General features: G+C 48.3%; 16 protein-coding genes. 5 read left to right on the top strand and 11 right to left on the bottom strand.

The genetic code is table 11. The annotated features are described in order from the left end of the window. From B153_RS0101880 to B153_RS0101900, 5 genes are all read right to left on the bottom strand, one after another. Positions 1-1,716: a PKD domain-containing protein gene (locus tag B153_RS0101880; protein WP_020594961.1), complete on the bottom strand. Its 1,716-nt coding sequence runs from the start codon at positions 1,714-1,716 to the stop codon at positions 1-3. A 51-nt stretch (positions 1,717-1,767) separates the two neighbouring features. Next, complete coding sequence (locus tag B153_RS0101885; protein ID WP_020594962.1) at positions 1,768-2,427, bottom strand: hypothetical protein; 660 nt, start codon at positions 2,425-2,427, stop codon at positions 1,768-1,770. 26 nt (positions 2,428-2,453) lie between these two features. Then, positions 2,454-3,431, bottom strand: a complete 978-nt coding sequence (locus B153_RS0101890; RefSeq protein WP_020594963.1) for a porin family protein — start codon at positions 3,429-3,431, stop codon at positions 2,454-2,456. An 88-nt stretch (positions 3,432-3,519) separates the two neighbouring features. Further along, positions 3,520-3,966, bottom strand: a complete 447-nt coding sequence (locus B153_RS0101895) for a hypothetical protein (RefSeq protein WP_020594964.1) — start codon at positions 3,964-3,966, stop codon at positions 3,520-3,522. Further along, entirely contained in the window at positions 3,947-4,342 is a 396-nt protein-coding gene (locus B153_RS0101900) for a LytR/AlgR family response regulator transcription factor (RefSeq protein ID WP_020594965.1), read from the bottom strand. Before B153_RS0101900 ends, B153_RS0101895 begins: the two co-directional genes overlap by 20 nt. Positions 4,343-4,792: 450 nt before the next feature. Here B153_RS0101900 and B153_RS0101905 point away from each other — a divergent pair, with 450 nt between their 5' ends. Further along, the gene (locus B153_RS0101905; RefSeq protein WP_020594967.1) at positions 4,793-5,635 is read left to right on the top strand and encodes a hypothetical protein; all 843 of its coding nucleotides are present in this window, start codon (positions 4,793-4,795) and stop codon (positions 5,633-5,635) included. Between the two features lie 28 nt (positions 5,636-5,663). Here the strand turns inward: B153_RS0101905 and B153_RS0101910 are convergent, their stop codons facing one another. Then, positions 5,664-6,299 (bottom strand): hypothetical protein, encoded by a 636-nt coding sequence (locus B153_RS0101910; protein WP_020594968.1) that lies wholly within the window; start codon positions 6,297-6,299, stop codon positions 5,664-5,666. Between the two features lie 455 nt (positions 6,300-6,754). Here B153_RS0101910 and B153_RS0101915 point away from each other — a divergent pair, with 455 nt between their 5' ends. From B153_RS0101915 to B153_RS0101930, 4 genes are read left to right on the top strand one after another with little or no spacing between them, the layout of a single operon-like run. Further along, the gene (locus tag B153_RS0101915) at positions 6,755-7,339 is read left to right on the top strand and encodes an RNA polymerase sigma factor (RefSeq protein ID WP_020594969.1); all 585 of its coding nucleotides are present in this window, start codon (positions 6,755-6,757) and stop codon (positions 7,337-7,339) included. 15 nt (positions 7,340-7,354) lie between these two features. Continuing rightward, entirely contained in the window at positions 7,355-8,110 is a 756-nt protein-coding gene (locus B153_RS0101920) for a hypothetical protein (RefSeq protein WP_020594970.1), read from the top strand. 22 nt (positions 8,111-8,132) lie between these two features. Then, positions 8,133-9,908, top strand: a complete 1,776-nt coding sequence (locus B153_RS0101925) for a caspase family protein (protein WP_040760701.1) — start codon at positions 8,133-8,135, stop codon at positions 9,906-9,908. 22 nt (positions 9,909-9,930) lie between these two features. Further along, positions 9,931-12,837: a CHAT domain-containing protein gene (locus B153_RS0101930; RefSeq protein ID WP_020594972.1), complete on the top strand. Its 2,907-nt coding sequence runs from the start codon at positions 9,931-9,933 to the stop codon at positions 12,835-12,837. A 35-nt stretch (positions 12,838-12,872) separates the two neighbouring features. Here B153_RS0101930 and B153_RS0101935 read toward each other — a convergent pair whose 3' ends face one another. The 5 genes from B153_RS0101935 to B153_RS0101960 all read right to left on the bottom strand — a co-directional run. After that, positions 12,873-13,655, bottom strand: a complete 783-nt coding sequence (locus B153_RS0101935) for a hypothetical protein (RefSeq protein ID WP_020594973.1) — start codon at positions 13,653-13,655, stop codon at positions 12,873-12,875. Positions 13,656-14,522: 867 nt separating this feature from the next. After that, positions 14,523-15,185, bottom strand: coding sequence for an HAD family hydrolase (locus B153_RS0101945; protein ID WP_020594974.1), 663 nt, complete (start codon positions 15,183-15,185; stop codon positions 14,523-14,525). Between the two features lie 78 nt (positions 15,186-15,263). Beyond that, on the bottom strand, positions 15,264-17,711 hold the full coding sequence (locus tag B153_RS0101950) for an endonuclease MutS2 (RefSeq protein WP_020594975.1): 2,448 nt from the start codon (positions 17,709-17,711) through the stop codon (positions 15,264-15,266). Positions 17,712-17,853: 142 nt separating this feature from the next. Then, a complete protein-coding gene (locus B153_RS0101955) occupies positions 17,854-18,114 on the bottom strand; it encodes a hypothetical protein (RefSeq protein ID WP_020594976.1) in 261 nt (86 codons plus the stop codon). A gap of 113 nt (positions 18,115-18,227) precedes the next feature. Next, on the bottom strand, positions 18,228-18,869 hold a 642-nt coding region (locus B153_RS0101960; protein ID WP_020594977.1), incomplete at its 5' end, for a RagB/SusD family nutrient uptake outer membrane protein.

Raw genomic sequence — 18,869 nt, forward strand, 5'->3', positions numbered from 1 at the left:
CTATTGTTTTTTCAAATCGCTGAACTTGCCGTATACAGATAACGTGTACTTGCCAACGCCACTGGTGCCAATACCGGGGGTAACTACTATTTTGTGGGTACCTTTATTCACCTTTTCAACCAGATAGACATAGCTGGTAGCCGCAGTAACATAGTCTAAACGTGTTCCCTTTGGATCGAAGAGGTCTATATTACCAACAATATCTGGTGAGCGAAGCGTGACATCGATGACCGAATTATCTTCTGTCACATTCAAGGTATAGGTAATCGATCCATTTTTGCCAACATAACTATCTGATTGGATCGCCGAGTTATACACAGTCTGCTTCAGGTTTTGCACCTTCCCGAAAATTTCCAGCGTATACTTGCCTGTTGCGTCGCGTGTACCGGTTCCAACATACAGCCCATACGTACCTTTATTGAGTTTCATAAGCAGGATACGGGGTATACCGGCAGGTTGCGTACCAGCTGTATAAGCAACTTCGGCACCAATCGAATTACTCAGATTCAACCACATACTTACGTTCCCTGAAACCACATTGATTTCAACATTAGAATTATCTTCTGTTACCTCAAATGTGTAATAATGATTTCGGGGCGAAAATGGCGGACGGTTGCTTATTCCGCCACCCCCACCTTCTGAGCCGAAACTAACGTCGGCCGATTGGACCCGACTGGTGGGTTGCAGCGTAAAATTAGACGAAAGGCCGCTCCCCACCAGCCGGAAGGAACCAACATCATACCGCTGGCTGGTATAGATCATAACGCTGTACGTACCGGCATTAACGATCTTGTCCAGTATAACCGTGCGACCCGTTCCCCGGTCGAGGATGCGGGTTCCCTGTGGGTCATAGAGGCTAACCCCTACGTTGATATCGGAGGAAGTAAGTGTCAGCGAAACCGGCTGATTGTTCGTTGATACGTCAAACGTATAAAACTTATTGCGGGGGGTATAATCAGTGCCGCCACTGGTGCCTTCAGTAGATGTCCAGCTTCCGCTGATAACTCGGGTAGCCGGTGCAGTAGCCGTGATCGATACATCCTGGGACACAGCAGGCCAGACCCCATCCGTAATGGTCAGGCTCAGGACATAGGCACCTGCAACGTCGGCCGTTAATTTGGAAATGGCTTCCTGCGCGTTGGTCAGTACGGCCGTGCTACCCGTCGGTTTCGTCTTAATGGCCCAGGCGTAAGCTAGTTTGTCCCCATCGGGATCACTGGATTTGCTGGCATCAATGGCCGTTTGCTGACCTGTTTCCACCGTCATAGAGGTCGCTACGCTGATAACGGGTGGCTTGCCAGGCAAGGATACATTCAGAGTTATTTCAGTAGTTGCTTTATTTCCAGCCGTATCCGTAACCGTCAGTAAAATACTATAGGTGCCTGATTTGTCAGGTACCAGCTCGGCCTTTAAGGTGTTCGCATTGAGTATTGTAGCGGTGCTGCCCGTGGGTGCTGACTTGATGGCCCAGGCGTAGGTCAGCGCCCCCTCTCCCGTAGCCGAAGCCTCCAGTGTGGTCTTTGCGTTTACCGTTCCGTTCACCACAGGGCTGGCTACAGTAATGACGGGTGCTGTGGGTAGGGTAGGGTCTGTATTTTTCTTACAACTTACGAAGATAAGACTTGATAGAGCTAGCCAAAACAAGAGAAGCATTCCCCCCTGAGACACCCGGAGATACTTATCGCTCATATACTTGATGGTGTTGATCGATTTCATGCTGGTAGATGTGATTAGAAAACTCGACACATGCCTTCAGTCGCCCCTGCGCTAATACCGAAAATCTTTGTCGTAGGGTAGTTGCCGTGACGCCTTCCGCATAATGGTCGTAACAATCGAACCCGTATCGCTGCCGAATCCACGGGAAAGTGATTTGTCATATTTCCAGAGCAGTTCACCGGTTTTTCCATCGTTGATGTTAATCGTCATTTTGCCCGTATTGGTGGCTCCGCCAACCCCACCCAGCAACCCAATAGCCAGGGCGGCCCCGTTCGACATAGGCTGGTTACTTTCGAAGGTGCCGGAAACGATGCCATCAACACCCAGTATCCTGGCTAATTCTTCGGGGGTAAATCCGCTTTGTGTTTCGTAGGTAATGCCGTTGCGTTCAAGCAATGAGTTTGTGCGGTTAGGGTCCTGCACATCAACAAATAGATCTCTTGATTCTTTGCGTTTCAGGAAGTACGAGTGCATGGCACTCTGCACAGCTACCCCTTCTCGTTTCTCCAGCATGGCTACCCCGGCTGGGCCGCCATTTTTTTCGACTTCTTTGGGCCGTAGCTGCAGGGTTGTTTTAAAGGGTAAAATGGCCAGCACCTTGTGGTTCTGGGCAATATTCCTGAAGTTGGCATTCGTGTAAATCTCGCGGGTCTGGGCCATGCTGGCTAGTGAAACAAACAGACAGCCGATGGTAAACGCAACTGATTTCATTGGAAATAAGAAGGATGTGAAATTGCTTATCTGGATAAAAAATAGCCGACCCCAATCCCAAACGTCCTGTTTTTTATGGTCTCTTTAGGTAAGTCTATGGTAGGATTGATATCGGATAGACCCAAGTTGAAGAACGCATTCAGCGTCAGACCTGAAGACAGATCATACCAGGTGGAAAAGCGCAGTCCAAAGTCCGCCGTGGTGAAGTCGTCGTTCTGAGCATTTCCTATTTTTGCATCCCGTGATCCAAATTTTCCACCCATTGCATACCCAAAATATGCCCCACCTCCTAACAAAAACTGACCACTCGATGTAGGTATTTTATATAATACATCAACTGGTATCTCCAGGTAGTTGACTTTAAGAGACGCACTGGTGCCCACCATACAGCCTTTACCCGAATACATTAGTTGTGGCCGAAGCCCCAGGGAAGTACCGAGGGGGACGTCGAGGAGTAAACCCGCCTGAAAACCAAGGATTCCTTTCGTTGAATAATTATTTAACGAAAAGAAATTACCACTCTGCGATGCACTCTGAATACCACCTTTAAACCCAAACCGTACTCCCTGTGGTATGTCGGCCTGCCGAGGCTGGGAGACGGGAGTAGGCGCATATTGTGTGCGTGGAGCGGGTGTTGGGGCTGGCTGTGGCTGTACGACCGTTGGTAAAGGCTGTGCAGGTGCTGGTGCAGGTTGAACTACTTTCGTAAACTGTTCTATTTCACCGTTAGCCCCATATTGAAGATAATTAAAGTCAGATTTCTTCGATCGAAAAGCCGGTCCATTGGGATTGTTGAATCGCTTATAAACAATCTCGTTGTCCGTGATTTCGGTGACCAGCACTTCCAATTGCGTACCATCCCGCCGAACGAGTATGTCAGGTTTGGGGGCTGCGGGGATTTTTGTGACGGGCTTTGCGGTGGTTGAACGTGGGCGTGGTTGTGCAAACGTAATAGTAGTAACCAATGAACTGGCTAATCCAAGAAAGAGTAGGTGTTTAAACATGTTTTGGCCGTTTTACGGTGAATAGATGTATTTATGGGATTCTGTTGATTGGGATAAGCCTCTCGACATTCACCCACAAACCAGTTGTTTATTTTTTTGCAAAAACCTTAGTAACATTTTCCTTATAAAACATCGTAGCGGAGGCACTGAAGAGTGTATAGGTCAGGGTCAGATTGCCACCCGATAAGCTGCCTGTCAGGTTCTGTAGATAATATTGGCCCTGACTATTATCGGGGAACGTGATCGGTACGCCAGTGGCAATATTTTTGTTTTCAGCCTGGAAACCTGAACCACTTACTGAAGCGGTGAAACCACCGTTGGGCGTCAGATCGCTTAACGTTAGAGTTGTTCCTGATTTGTTGATAGTCACTTTAAGGCCAGACCCAGTCTGCCCATTGGATACCGTCTCAGTCCAGGTACCTACATACTGGTCAAGTGGATCAGGTTCCGATTTCTTACTACAGGATGAGAACAGCAGGCTGATTGTAAATAGTACCAGAAGCGTACGGATCGAATTAATGTAGAGCGTCTTCATGAAAATTGGATTTATTGGATTGAACGGGATTGATTTTAGTACGCAGAATAGGTAAGCGGCTGATGAGTGCCTCCCGATACTGTTTGCCAATCAGGAGTTCGGTATCCTCTACAAACAATTGACCGCCCTGTACAGCACTGATGTGGTTCAGGTTGACGATGTGCTTACGCGAAACCCGGCAGAAATCAGTTGTATTCAGTTGCTGTTCCAGTTGGCCGAGGTTGGTCGCCAATCGGAAGGTCTTGTCAACCGTCACAATGTCGACCCAGCTTCCCTCGGCCTGCACATACAGAATGTCGTTCTTGGCAATCTTCTGGTAGCGTTGATTGGTCGTCACGACAAACACACTATCGGGTAATAGAACAGGTGTGGACATAAGCGGAAATGGAGCATCATACTAGGGGTTAATGACTGACCCAATCAGACGTAACCAGGTTTCCGAAATTTTTTTTGATGTGTTTATCAGGATTAGATCACGAGCAGTAAGCGGGTAATACAAGGCCAGTGATGGTACAAACGGTCGGGTCATGGTCGTTGAGGAGGTTTACAAGTTGAAAAATAGAGCGTAGTCCAGTTCAGTAGGTGTTGAAATCGATCAATACCATACCTCTTCTGACAAAGGGCGGCTTGGGACCAACGAGTGGTTGGGCCTGTGCCCCTTCTGCTCACCGCAAGGTTCGGGAAAAAATGACTGGTGCTTCCTACGTGATACCCGTACACCACGCTTATTTCCAGTAAGGGTTCCCCTTACTCATCCTGACTTTTTCGTTAATTTGCCCCCGTAACCTCCTGCTCAACCTTCTGTTAATTAATCTATTCGCCCACTATGCTTCCTCTTTTAACGAATGATGAACTGGTCAACCGGGAACTGAATTTTTTCAAAGCCACCCTGGCCAGTACATTTCCACCCCATGAACCTCCCGGCATCCCCTGCGTTTCGGCCGATGAACAGGCGACGGAGCTAAAACTATTGGCTGAAACCATTCATCGAGGGAACTTCTTCTTTGTAGTTGACTACCAGACGGGAAAGTTGAGTCATACCAACGGATTGAGCCGCTGGTTGGGCTGGGACGATACCCATTTTCAGTTGGCGCATTATTTCAACATTATTTTGCCCAGCCATTTGCCCAGCCTAACCATTATGGCGGCTAACGCATTGAAGATTACGCAGCTTGGTAACTTTCCCCTTCGTTTTGTGGAGAATAAGATTGTGGTGCAGATACCGCTGCGGCATCGGGATGGCACCTACTGGCTTTGTAAGCGAACACTGAGCCCCTGGCAGTTTTCCAGTGATCGGCGGATCATGGCCCTGCTCAATGAGTATACACTCGTGAAACCCTATGAAGGTGAGCCCCTTAGTCCGCATATTATAGCCGCAAATGGCATTCGGAGCGAAGCTCTGGAAGAGCTACTCCGAAACCAGAATTTCGAGATGCTGCTCGATGCACAGACCAAACCCTTTACAACGGCTGAGCTGCGTATTGCCCGTAAACTGGCGTATAACCCGGATGTATCGGTACGCGACTTAAGCGAAGCCTTCAAGAGTTCGGAGCGAACGGTCGAAACCCATTTGCGTCATATTCGGATAAAGGCAAAAGAGCATTTCATGATCCCGTTCGCTACCTCACTCGAAGCTGTCCGCTACATACGCGGGCAGGCTCTTATATAATGAGAGGCTACTGGAATAGCTTCTCAGACTAAGACTGTTGTACTGTATACGCCGGGGCTGATTGCCAGGGAAAACGTACATGTTTGAGTACGTCCTTAATGAGGGCTTTCCCCAGCAAGGGCAACACCTCCCGGCGGTAGGCATAATATACTTCCAGCTCCATCATACGCACCTGCCCATCGGGACGGGTAACGGGAACGATCGTTGTGTATAGCGTATGGCGCATGAGCTGTTTCTGAACCCGACGAATGCCGGGTACAAAAGACCCACCCATAATAACTGATTTAGGCGATAGGATCAGATCCCGGGCAATTTGAGCGTAAAGTCGTTGCCGTTGAGCGCGGCTGATTTGAGGGCCAAAAACAATCCCCGTAATCTCGCTTAGCTCATCAGGGTCTAATCCTTGAGCCACAACGGCCGCCTGTGCTTTGGCAGGGTCGAAACCGAAATAACGGAAGTCGGTTTGCCCTGTATTAAAGCAGAAGCCACCCACAACGTCATTTTCTTTATTCATCATGATCCGCACCCGCACCGCATTGGCATAGTCGATGGGAATCGAAAAGCCACTTTCATGCACATACAAGGTTCGGTATTTTCGGAGTAGGGCTAATTCATTGGCCAGGACATTACGGACTGTTTTAACATGCAGCCATTTAGATTTCATTGATTCAGGTAGAACATAATTACCAAACTCATGCCAGAAGCTGGGGTCTATGCCAGCCAAGCGGGGTGGGAGAACAGCCTCAGACCTCCCAAATCTGAGGCAATCGCGCGGAGTAGAGCTTGTTTTATGGGTTAATGGTTGAGGCTGGCAGACGTAACCCGATTTTTTCAAACTATTTTCCAGATCTCATAGCTGCCTGTAGCAGGCTTGAATCGGCAACCAGAGTGCGTTTCGGAGCCTATGATGGGGCACAGCAGAAACCATAAATAATCTGGTATGAGTCTGAAAATGACAAATTTTCTAACAAAACACTTGTTTAGGTTAACGAAGTGGCATTCTGTTCCAACAAACATCACTAGTTAATATACCAAATCGGGTATATATGATTGATGTTTAATTGGTTGTGTAGCTGCCTTACCTTACTTTCAGCCTCTCAATCGTTAGCTATTCATTGGATGGGTTTGCCAAATAGATTTACCGATCAGCGGGAGTTGTATAAGGCATTGCTGGCGGGTGAGAATGATGCGTTTGTATACATCTACAAGCTACTGTACCAGCGTGTATCGGGTCATATCTTCGAATGGGGAGGTAATAGCGACGATCGACAGGTTATTGTTCATGAAACGATCATTGCGTTTGTTTTCAATCTGAAATATGGAAAATATGAATGGCGCGAGGAAGCGCAATTGATGACTTACCTGATCAGGATTGCACACAATAAGTTGAATGAGCTACGCCGGAATAGAAACCGCTTTGGCCCCATTAATGCCGAAACACCGATCAATGAGGTTGACGATCCGTCGCAGCTCGAAGCTAGTGAACAGAATTTTGAAAAACGTCGCCTGGCTGCAGAAAAAGGTCTGATGCAGTTGAAGGATAAATGCCGTGAAGCCATCCGTCTCTATTATCTTCAGAAAAAGTCAATGGAGGAAATTGCCGAATTGCTGGGATGGGCTAATGAGCAGGTAGCCCGAAATAAGAAATATCGTTGTTTGCAAAAACTTCGTCAACTGATTGGTTTGAAGACCTGGTCTGATTAACTCCGCACTACCGATATGACTTTTGATCGTTTTGACCGCTTTGAAGCATACACCAACCATACGCTGCCCGATAAGGAGCGTGAGCAGATGGAGCAGGAGTTGGCCCTTGACTCGGCTCTGCGCGATGAACTGGCCGACTATCAACGGTTTCGGTACGACCTTGAGTCCATTGCCCTTAAGGAGCAACTTGTATTAATTCATGATCAACTGGAGCAGCAGGGCGAGTTGGAGCCGGTTGTTACACCTATACCGACGGGCCGTGTGCGCCGATTGTGGCCAGCCTGGGTTGCCGCAGCCATGGTTGTACTGATTGCTGGCTTTGCTCTTTACGGGTATTTATACCTTTCGCTTTCAAAAACTCTATTTACCACCTATTATATTCCAGAGCCTGTATCCAGAGGAGAAACGGATTGTGGCCCTGAACTGACACCGAGTATCCAGGCATACCGCCAGGCCAACTACCAGGCCGCGCTTGCGGAAGTCGAGAAGCTATCGGCCAGCCAGCCTTGCGTTCGGTATTATCGAGGGCTTATCCAACTGGCTTTAGGAAATGCATCCGACGCGATTATGGAATTGGAACAGGTGGTGTCAAAGCCTCCGACTGAACCAGAAATAACCTTTCAAAAGGCCGAATGGTATCTGGCAATGGCGTATCTGAGCGCCGATGAGCCCGAGAAGGCCCACCAACAACTGGAGAAGATAGCTAGCCAGATAAATCAACCATTTCAGCATAAAGCTCAGGAAGTACTACGTGATCTGGATACCCCCTAGTTCGGCTACCACGCTTTTAGGAATGCTTGGCCTGCTCGCTGCCTGCTCGCTCAGACCAAATGCCGGACGAAATGGTGAGGGAGGGAGCGACGTCGTACAACCGCTTTGGCAAGAGGAAAGCAGTCATATGCCGCCTGCCGATAAACCACATTGCACAAAAGTAGTTGCTCTGCTGATAGGTATTGGGCAGTACGATCCGGCCAACGGTTGGGAAAGTTTAAGTGCTGGCCATGACGTTGCATTGATGAGCGCTACGCTCCAAAATCAGGGCGTACTACCTGCCCATATCCATTTGCTGACCGATCGGCAGGCTACGAAAGCAGGCATTGCCAACGCACTGCAAACGGTATCCGATACCATCTCGAAAGGAACGCAGTTTATTTTTCTATATGCTGGTCATGCCCGACGACTCACCGACGATTCGGGCGATGAGGTTGACGGGTACGACGAAGCAATTGTGCCCTACGATGCTCCTCCAGCAAAGCAGGATCAGCCAGATGCCTACCTGCGCGACGATGAGTTGAATCAGTATTTGACTCGTATTCGAACGGCACTTGGTCGTGATGGATCGCTTTGGCTTTTGTTCGATGCCTGTCATTCGCAAACCCTGAATCGTGGCCAGTCGATGCAGCGTATGCGGGGAGGGATTGCAGCCCTGGGACGGCCTGCCAGAAGCGAATCGCATCCTACAACAAAGCGTCTGCCCAGCGCAGACTGGTATGAATCGCAACCCTCATCGGGCCAAATGGCACCGTATGTATTGTTTGCAGCCGCTTCGGATAGCGGTCCTAATTTTGAAACGACCGATGAATCAGGGCGATCGTTAGGACCTCTGACTCGGGCTGTTTGTGAGGCACTGACGATCGGCCGGGGCAATGAAACCTATCAGGCTGTGTTCAATCGGGTTGCGGCAGCGATGGCTCGGTTTGCTCCCTATCAGAAGCCTGCTCTAGAAGGTAATATTGATCGAAAAACCTTTGACTGTGGAGACCTATCGGCTCAATCAGCTACCTGGCGCACCACTGGCGAGCCTATCCGCGTAGACTGGCCAGATCAGGATAAAAGCTTGACCGACGCGCTGAAAGATCTGTCGTTTGTTCAGCGGGCAGGTAGTCATCCCGATCTGCTTATTGCTCGGCGAGGTAAGACGTACCGACTCTGGAATGCCGCAACGAATCAGTTGCTAACGCCGAACGATGTATCGATGGAGGAGTGTATCGAACGGGTTCGGCAGTATTTCGCCCGGAAGGTTCTATTAACGCTTGAGCAGAGCAATCCTGATTTTCAGGTTAAGGCCCGAATGCAACGGGTGGCGGTTCGGACAGAAGGACGCCGGACCCTGATCACCGACACATTGCCCGACCTGAACACGACAGGTCTGCCCGTTTTTCGAGTGGTAGCAGATGAACGTATGCTGCTGACTCTTACCAATACAGGTGCCAAAGCTGCGTACGTTACCATCGTTGATTTACAGCCCGATGGAACATTACATGTGTTGTTGCCCGGTGAAGGACAGGATGCTGCCAGCTTCCGATTGGCTCCTGACCAATCGATGCAGCACCGTATTCGCGTTAAAGAGCCTGTAGGTATGGAAGTCTATAAAGTACTGCTCACGCCCGAACCTATTGCTCTCGCATCTGTGCTACGGATGCGTGGTAACACCCCTATTCAGCACCCCTATGAAGCACTTTTCCAGCGGACCTACATGACCCGTGGTTTGTCGCAGGGATCGATTGCCTTGTCTGAACGGGCCGGGTCAGCGACCGATTTGCCATTCTGGGTGCTCAATGATAAATAAACCTCTAAAGCCAACCTCTACCATGTTCAAGAAACGTCTCTGTCGAGTTGCCTTTGTGATTCTTTTTCAATTAGGAGTCGGCTCCGTTCAGGCTCAAAATTGGCAGGTATTATGCAAACAAGTTGATTCGCTACGTGAAGCTGGTAACTTTTCACTGGCCATTCAAGTAGCAAAACAGGCGCTGAACGTAGCTAAAGAAACCGTTGGAGAAACACATAGTAACTATGCGGGTTCGCTAAAGCAACTCGGTGAGGTTCTGGCCGAAAAAGGAGACTATGAGGAATCGAACCAAACTACTCTGTCTAGCCGTGATTTATATAAAAAACTGGCAGGTGTATTAGACACCAACTATATCAACACAACGGTTACACTGGGCGTAGTAGCGCGTTTTCGAAATAAGTTTTCAGCATCGGAACACTATTATCAGGAGGCACTTGAATTAACAGAGAAGCTTAAAGGAAAAGAAACAATCGATTATGTGAGCGTTCTAGGCGATTTGGGAACGATGTATTTAGTGTCCGGCAACCTGGATAAAGCAGAAACTATTTTGCTGACGACTCTGGCGTTAAAGGGAAAGCTTATTGGGCGAGATACTGATGAATATTCGGTGACTCTAAATTCGTTGGGCATGCTATTTAGCGGTAAGGATGATTTCGCGCGAGCAGAATCGTATTTACTGGCATCCTTACAGATTCGGGAGCGATTGCTGCCTGCGAGAGATCATCCTTATATGGCGCCCCCTCTAAGCAATTTGGCTTATGTTTATGAAAGGCAGGGTAGCTATTTTGAAGCATTAAAATTATATAATCAGTCCATTCGTATTTTAGAGAAACACGGGATAACATCGCAGATTTATTTAGGAATACTGAACAATGCTGCGGTCGCGTATACCCAGATCAAAGCCTATGTACAGGCCGATAGTTTGTATCGAAAATTACAACCACTATTAGCAAAAAATATTGGTATCGACAACCCACAATACGCAGTACTGCTAGGCAATCGAGGAGTGCTACAATCGTCGCTCGGAAAATATAATGATGCACGCCAGTTACTGGAGCAGGCGTATGCATTGAGTGTAGCTAAAGTAAGCGAAAAACATCCCTATTCAATTAAAATAATGAGTAGTCTGGCAGAGGTATATGGGTTTCTTGGAATGAAACAGACTGCCGATTCATTGTTCAGAAAAATGGATATGTTGGCTATGAACTCATTAGGGATGGCGAACTTAGATTATGCTAATTCTTTGGATAAGTTTAGTCGATTCTGTATCGATGATACTAAGGTAGATGAGTCGTATGCACTGACTAATAAGGCTGTAACTATTGTTAAAACTAATTTGACGAGAAGCTTTCTATACCAAACAACCCGACAGCAGGAGAATATTTTAACTAAAAGTGCTCCATTTATCAGAACAGCCTTTGATATAGCCTACCAACGCCCTGGTTACCCACATACAGCTCAGTTAGCCTATTCAAGCGCCTTGTTCCTGAAGAATCTTCTGTTGAGTCAGCACATAAATCTATTTTCCAATGGTCAGCCCGAAGTCGGCAGTAAGTTAGCAGACACGCTACGATTAGTCAGTAGTAAGATTGCAGCGCAGTATGCATTACCAAACGATCAGCGCAAAAATCTCGATTCTCTCGAAAATCGTTTTGAAACACTTGAAAAAGAACTAGCCCGGCAATCCGCAGAATATCGGCGGGCTCAGCAGTTGTTGCAGGTGCGTTGGCAGGGCGTACGGGATGCGCTCAAAGCTACCGAAGCTGCTGTAGAGTTTATGAGTTTTCCTTATTATAATGGACACTACGAAACCGATACAATTCGCTATATAGCTGTGGTTCTGCGCCCAGGTGATGAATCTCCGCAAGTAGTTCCTCTCCTGGCAGATGAAGCTCCACTGCGTCAATTACTGATTCGAAAGGGAGCAGGGCATGAGGCACTGTATGCCACACGTGGTTCCGAACTCGATACCGATCAATTGACAAAGGGCGATTCGCTTTACCAACTTATCTGGCAACCTATTGATAAACTGCTGAAAGGGGCTAAAACTGTATACATTTCTCCATCGGGTTTGCTTCATCAGGTCGCATTTGCTGCACTGCCCTATAGCCGCATGAATGGTAAAAAAACAGGCTTCCTGGCTGATCGATATCAGCTTCGCCAAGTTGGGAGTACTCGCCAGATTGTAACGGCCTTCAGTCAGGAAGAGGCTTTTTATCAGGGTATTGATCAGGCAAAATTATATGGTGGTATCCGGTACGACTCGGTGGATACTCAATCAGCCAAAACCTGGCCTTTTCTGCCGGGAACCTTGCGTGAAGTTGATCAGATCAGCCAGTTAATTGGGCCTAAGGCAAAGGTCGTAACAGGCCCCGATGCGTCGGAAGCTTCCATAAAATCATTATCCGGAAAGTCACCTTCCGTATTGCATATAGCCACGCATGGATTTACTTTTCCTGACCCCACAACCATCAGAACCGATAGTAGCCTGGGGGGCAATACGTTTCGGCAAATAAGTAATCCGCTTTTCCGGTCAGGTTTGCTGATGGCTGGTTCTAACCGAATCTGGCAGGGGGCTAAATCCGCATTAGGTGAAGAAGATGGGATACTGACAGCCTACGAAGTGGCTAATCTGGATTTGTCGAATACCAAACTGGTCGTGCTATCCGCTTGTGAAACGGCCCTTGGCGATATACGGGGAAGCGAGGGTGTATTTGGCCTCCAGCGTGCCTTTAAAATGGCCGGAGTAGATTATTTAGTAGTGAGTTTATGGCCTGTAGCCGACGATGTGACTACCACTCTGATGACGCGATTTTACCAGAACTGGAAACGCTATAAAACAATTCGAACAGCTTTCCAGAAAACACAGTCACAAATGCGAAAAATGTATCCGCCTTCGGTCTGGGCCGCTTTTGTACTGGTTGAGTAAGCCGAGTTTCAAGAAATGGGGTATAGCGTAACGGCCTAATTCTTAGGCTTAGGGGCCGATTGGTTCGGGTCAGGAGCCAGCCGACTGGGACGCGTCATGCCCTGGCGGTAGCGGCTGCGTAGCTGCTGAATGGTATTGATCAAATCGTAATCTTCAGATTTGAGTAGAAAATCTTCGTCGAGGTCGCAGAAATCGAAGAATCGGTCGATCTCATCTGCTTTTAGATTGGTCGATTGTTCGACCAGTAGCCGGAATCGCTCAAGGGCCAGTTCATGCCGACGGTCCTGTTGCATGATATAATACGCCTTTCGATCCGATTTAGGACGTTTGCCAAAAACTTCATAGAGAAGTGTAACGCCGGCACCATCGGCAATCCGGTCAAATGCCTGCTCACCACTCACTTTCTTGGTGGCAACAGGCTCGTCCAGTAATTCCTTGATCTCCCGCTTCACCTCTTCATAGCGCTTTCCGGTTACGGTAACTTCGTCCAGATCGACCACACGATAGGGCATAGGAGGAAGCGCTTTGGCAATGATGGTAGGATTGTCGGAACCATCGTATCGAATGCCAATGCGGTTGTAAAGCTGACTCGTCAGAATAAGGGAATCACCCGGCTGTACTGTCAGAAAAAAACGCCCTGAAGCGTTGGTACGAGCCCGTTGGCGAGTGCGTTGATTGACAACAAAGACCTTATCGACTGCTTTTTTGGTCGTTTGGTCAACGACCGTTCCAATTACGTATTTCCCCTGCGCCCATACGGTATCTGATTTACTGAGCAACACAACCAGACAAAGACAAAAAAGGAATTGTTTGAGCATCGCGAACCGATTAATACGTGTTTGGTTTTGATTGGGCTAATCAACTTAGGTTTAATGATCTGCCTTTCTGGCTAGGCGCGCGCAATAGTCTTTTAAACGACAAACCGTTTTCAGAAGTGGCAACTCACAAAAATACGGATTGATTCTGTTCAATGTTGTTAAAAAAATTTAAGTCGTAACTCTACCAAAATCTGCTAAAGACAAAGAGTGTTTCAAAGTACGGGCCTGTAGCAAATGAATAAAGCGGTACTAAACTCCGATCCAAACCCGCAGGAAGGCTTCGAGCATCGATCCTGCGGGTTTGGGTCGGACCTCCGAAGCGGAGCGTTGCTCTACCAATTGAGCTTCCGATGCGTATGAGGTCCGTCCTGGAATCGAACGGCAGCGGCCGACCGTCGGGAGTGGAGGTTTTACCGACTTCTGCCTTCCCACTCAGCCAACAAACCGTTACCTAATTGTGGGAGTAGTCGGACTCGAACCTACGAAGCTTAAGTGGATGATTTACAGTCAGTCGTAATTGCCGTTATACGACACGCCTATGTGTATAGTAGACGGGATTCGATAGGCAGCAGGTCGTCTACTGCCCCTTGGGCCCAAACCAGTGCTACCACTGCACCATTACTCTGAGCAAAGAAATAGCCCCTAGCGATTTTCATCCGATAGGGGCTTTCTATAGATCTTACTCAATAATCATACGCCTAGCGCGCCACTACTGACAGCTGCTTGATTGGGGTTGATATTGATTTCGTCCGTTCATGATGCAGATATAGAAAAATAAATTAGACAACATCACTTAGGAAAAAATTCTTGAATGAGGTGTAAATTCTTCGATACCTAGGCAGCAAGGGACTGCATGTGTAAGCAACTTTAAAGAATATTGACGAGCTGCTGGAGACGGTCAAGCGTTAATTCGGTAAAATCATAGGCGGTGTCGTCTACGAATGGTCGTAGCTCGTCGGGAGTTTGCGTTGTTGCCATACCGACTACAGTGGCACCTGATGCTTTAGCCGCCTGAATCCCCGTCATCGAATCCTCAAAAATGACGCTTTCGGATGGCTCAACACCGAGTATAGCCATTGCTTTCTGGTAAATTTCCGGATCTGGTTTGGGGTGGCTGACCATGCTTTCGTTGAGTAAAGCGTCGAAATAAGGCCGGATGTTGAGCGTGTCGACAACAAAATCAAGATTTTCAACGGGCGCAGAGGTGGCTACCGCCATGCGAATTCCGGCTGATTTGAGAGCTTGTAAAAAAGGGACCAAACCGGCAACAGGTGTAATCACAGGGCTATATAACTCCCGAAACAGCGCTTCCTTTTCGTTACTCAGCCGACTGATTTCCTCATTGGTAAGGGGTTGATTGGCAAATAAGTGTGCAACAATGTCTTTATTATGCTTTCCGGAGACGTACTGGACAAAGTCCGCATCGCTCAGGCTTCTTCCATTTCGCTGATAGTACTCCCGCCAGGCAATCCGATGGTGTGGATTGGTATCGACCAGTACCCCGTCCATGTCAAAAATTACAGCTTTCATAATTATAGTGAGAATTAGTCAGGAGCCGTCAAATCGTGTTTCTGCCCTGACGACTCCTGACCACTCCTAATCTTTACATTATTTCATTTTCACAATGGTCACGCCCGCACCACCTCGGTCGGCATGTTCGTCTTCCATGCGAGCTACCTGCTTGTAGCCTCGCAGATGATTGCGAACGAGTGTTCGCAGAATACCGTCACCCTTACCATGAACAATGCGCAGTTCGGGATAGCCCAGCATGAGCGCGTCGTCAAAAAAACGATCCACTTCACCCAATGCTTCCTCGCCACGCTTGCCCCGAATGTCGAGGTTGAAGCTAAAATTCTGCATTTTCTCGTTCATATCAACCCCCTGGCTTCGTGGCCGATCGTCGCGAACCTCGGTAGCGTCTTTAAACGTTTTCCGGCTGACCTTTTCAAGACGGTTGAGCTTTACGGTGGATTTCAGGTCGCCAATTCGGATTTCTGCATCTTTCCCCCGAAGCGAAATAACTTCACCAATGGCGTTCTGGCCCGCAATCCGAACATAACTTCCTACGGCGATCGCGCCGTTATCGTTCTCAAACTCGTCTTCGAGGGGTTTCGGCGTTTCGACAAGAACAGGTTCTGGCTTGAGTTCTTTTTGCTCAAAGCGTTCTAATTCCTGTCGAACCTGCTTGGTGGCCGTTCGTTCAGCTTTGTTTTCTTTGATTTCCCGAATGGTATTTTCGATGCGCTGATTGGCTTCCTGCACCAGCGTTTTTGCTTTCAGCTTGGCATCGTTGACGATCTTCTTCTGCTCATTGTCCAGACGGGTTTTCAGCGCTGTATATTCGGCAAGCTGCTGAGCGAGTTTGCGTTGGTTAATGCTGATTTCCAGATTTTTTTCTGAGAAAACCCGTTTCTCAATATCCAGCTCTTTCAACAGCTTCTCAAAGTTTACCTGCTGAGTACCCAGTTTCTCTTTGGCCCGGTCGATCACCCCTTTAGGCAACCCAATTTTCTGGGCAATCTCAAAAGCAAACGACGAACCTGGCCGACCGATCTCCAGTTGATACAGTGGTTCAAGGTGTTCGCCATCAAATCGCATGGCCCCATTGACTAGCCCCGGTGTTTTGTCGGCCATTACTTTCAGATTGGTGTAGTGCGTGTTGATAACGCCATAAGCCCCTGATTTGGCCAGATCTTCCAGAATGGATTCGGCAATAGCCCCACCCAGGCCAGGTTCTGTACCCGTACCGAACTCATCGATCAAAAACAGCGTACGTTTGTTGGCCCCAATCAGAAACTGCTTCATAGAGGTCAGGTGCGATGAGTAGGTGCTTAGGTCGTTTTCCAGTGATTGTTCGTCGCCGATATCGATGAATAGATTCTGAAAGACACCCATTTCAGAAAAATCGTCCATAGGCACCAGCAGACCACACTGGAGCATGTATTGCAAAAGGCCAATCGTTTTGAGCGCGACCGATTTCCCTCCGGCATTTGGCCCGGAAATAATGAGGATACGGGCTTTTTCATCCAGCCGAACCTGTAAGGGAACGACCGTTTTACCTTGCTTTACGAATGACAGGTAGAGTAGGGGATGCCGGGCATTTGTCCAGTTGACAAGAGGGCGTTCCACCAATTTGGGCATAGAGGCATCCAACTGAACCGCTAGCTTGGCCTTTGCCCGGATGAAATCGATCTGAGCCAGAAAGTTAACGGCTTTCCGTAAGTCGTCCAGATGAGGCCGGATTTGATCCGTAAGAGCTAGTAAAATTCGGTAAATCTCACGTCGCTCTTCGTATTCAAGCTCACGGATTTCGTTATTGGCATCGAAGACTTCGGCAGGCTCCAGGAAAACGGTTTGCCCTGTCTGCGACTCATCATGAATAAACCCTTTTATCTTACGTTTGTGTTCAGCGGCAATTGGAATAACTAATCGACCTCCACGTACGGTTAGAGACAGATCGTCGGGTATCCAGCCAGCCTGCCGGGCCTGCCGCAAAATGCTGTCAAGCCGTTTACGAAGATTCGCCTGCTCGCCAATAATGCGCCGACGGATACTGGCTAATTCGGGTGATGCCGAATCCCGAACGTTGCCCCGATCGTCGATTACGCGCTCAAGTGAATCGGTTAGTTTTTTGTCGAGGCTGATAGGCCCCGCCAATTCACGTAAAAAAGGGAAGTTACCCGTTTCATCACGCTTTGAATCTGCTTGCCGGGCATCACTATGCCGGGATAAAAAGCGTAAACATTCCTGAACCGTTCGAAGGGCTAATTTCAGATCGAAGAATTCGGCTTCGGTTAGAGCGAGTCCCTCTACACGGGCCCGACTCAGATGGGCACGAACATCGATGTAGTTACTATTTGGAAAATCAGGCTCGTACTGAACGATCTGCTTGAATTCAGTAGTCTGGCGGAGTAGTTTGTCAATTAACTGGGCATTATCCGTGAATCGGATTTTTTCGACGTAGTCCTGGCCTAATGGACTTACACAGGCTTCTTTGAGCCGTTCACGGATAGAATCAAAACCTAGTTTATTTTCTAGTGAAGTAGGGTAAAGCATTTAATCAGATTCGTTCAGCAATGCAAATGCTGCAAACTATAGTATATCAGCATATTTATCTATAGAGATAACAGAAGAGAGTATAACTGGGTTCAGGGGGAATGACGAATGATTCTACAAAAAATCATTCGTCATTCCGTTATTACTTACGGCTTCCATTTCGGCTGTTGCTATGCCCTGAATGACCATGCCCACCCCGCTCCTCAGCAAGTTCAGACTGACTCATGCTCTGATTACTATGATCATTTTCGGGCCCTTGCTTGCTTTTATTCGCATTGGTCATTTCTCGTTCCGCATTCGGACGTTGGCCACCTGTATCATGTGCCTGTTGGTTACGTGTTCGTTCCCGATTGGGCTGCATATCATTTGAGCCCGGCTGGTCTGTTGTTTTATGATTAGCCATAACGTTGGTATGTTTTGTTGTTTAAAAATAACCGGTGCTCCTTCATAATGTTTATATGCAAAAAGGCCACTCGGGATCGAGTGGCCTTTTTGCATTACTAGTGATTAATTCGATTAATAGCCTGGGTTTTGTGCCAGCACATCCTTACCCTGATAGTCGATCTGGGTTTGAGGAATGGGCTGATACTCATCTTTACCCGCCGTGAACTTACCCCCTGAATAAGCCGTTGGCAACAGCTTGCTCTCATACGCCAGGAACGCGTTCAACACCGTGGCCGCCGTGCCCCAACGAACCAGATCATAGAATCGGTGACCTTCACCCGACAGCTCCAGCTTCCGCTCGAACTGAACTGCGGCACGAGCCGTCGCCTTATCAGCAAACGTTGCATAGTTGCTGATCACATAGTTGGCCGCTGGCTTGCCATTTTGCGTTACAAAACCGGCTGGGTTAGCCGCCCGGGTGCGTATCAGGTTTACATAGTTGGTGGCCGTCGCTAAACTCCCCACTTCCACTTCACACTCGGCCGCCATCAGCAGCACATCCGCAAACCGGATGATGTTGTAGTTGATGGCCGAGTAACCATCCGTCCACGAGCTACCATCGGTCAGCACTTTGTCCTGCGACTTGTAGAAGACGAACTTCTTGGGTGAATAAGGACCAGCAAAGCTCTGGTCACGAATCCAGTCCAGACCAGGGTGAGGCTGCCAGTCCAGGTACTGAATACCCCGACGACCAATCGACCAGTCCAGACGAGG

Source organism: Spirosoma panaciterrae DSM 21099 (assembly GCF_000374025.1).
Classification (GTDB): Bacteria; Bacteroidota; Bacteroidia; order Cytophagales; family Spirosomataceae; genus Spirosoma; species Spirosoma panaciterrae.

What these genes read in the sequence shown, in the direction of transcription:
- B153_RS0101910 (WP_020594968.1), bottom strand. Translation starts at nt 6,299, where the DNA reads ATGAAATCTAAATGGCTGCATGTTAAAACAGTCCGTAATGTCCTGGCC.
- B153_RS0101905 (WP_020594967.1), top strand. Translation starts at nt 4,793, where the DNA reads ATGCTTCCTCTTTTAACGAATGATGAACTGGTCAACCGGGAACTGAAT.
- B153_RS0101930 (WP_020594972.1), top strand. Translation starts at nt 9,931, where the DNA reads ATGTTCAAGAAACGTCTCTGTCGAGTTGCCTTTGTGATTCTTTTTCAA.
- B153_RS0101920 (WP_020594970.1), top strand. Translation starts at nt 7,355, where the DNA reads ATGACTTTTGATCGTTTTGACCGCTTTGAAGCATACACCAACCATACG.
- B153_RS0101880 (WP_020594961.1), bottom strand. Translation starts at nt 1,716, where the DNA reads ATGAAATCGATCAACACCATCAAGTATATGAGCGATAAGTATCTCCGG.
- B153_RS0101935 (WP_020594973.1), bottom strand. Translation starts at nt 13,655, where the DNA reads ATGCTCAAACAATTCCTTTTTTGTCTTTGTCTGGTTGTGTTGCTCAGT.
- B153_RS0101915 (WP_020594969.1), top strand. Translation starts at nt 6,755, where the DNA reads ATGGGTTTGCCAAATAGATTTACCGATCAGCGGGAGTTGTATAAGGCA.
- B153_RS0101945 (WP_020594974.1), bottom strand. Translation starts at nt 15,185, where the DNA reads ATGAAAGCTGTAATTTTTGACATGGACGGGGTACTGGTCGATACCAAT.
- B153_RS0101950 (WP_020594975.1), bottom strand. Translation starts at nt 17,711, where the DNA reads ATGCTTTACCCTACTTCACTAGAAAATAAACTAGGTTTTGATTCTATC.
- B153_RS0101890 (WP_020594963.1), bottom strand. Translation starts at nt 3,431, where the DNA reads ATGTTTAAACACCTACTCTTTCTTGGATTAGCCAGTTCATTGGTTACT.
- B153_RS0101895 (WP_020594964.1), bottom strand. Translation starts at nt 3,966, where the DNA reads ATGAAGACGCTCTACATTAATTCGATCCGTACGCTTCTGGTACTATTT.
- B153_RS0101925 (WP_040760701.1), top strand. Translation starts at nt 8,133, where the DNA reads ATGCTTGGCCTGCTCGCTGCCTGCTCGCTCAGACCAAATGCCGGACGA.
- B153_RS0101900 (WP_020594965.1), bottom strand. Translation starts at nt 4,342, where the DNA reads ATGTCCACACCTGTTCTATTACCCGATAGTGTGTTTGTCGTGACGACC.
- B153_RS0101955 (WP_020594976.1), bottom strand. Translation starts at nt 18,114, where the DNA reads ATGGCTAATCATAAAACAACAGACCAGCCGGGCTCAAATGATATGCAG.
- B153_RS0101885 (WP_020594962.1), bottom strand. Translation starts at nt 2,427, where the DNA reads ATGAAATCAGTTGCGTTTACCATCGGCTGTCTGTTTGTTTCACTAGCC.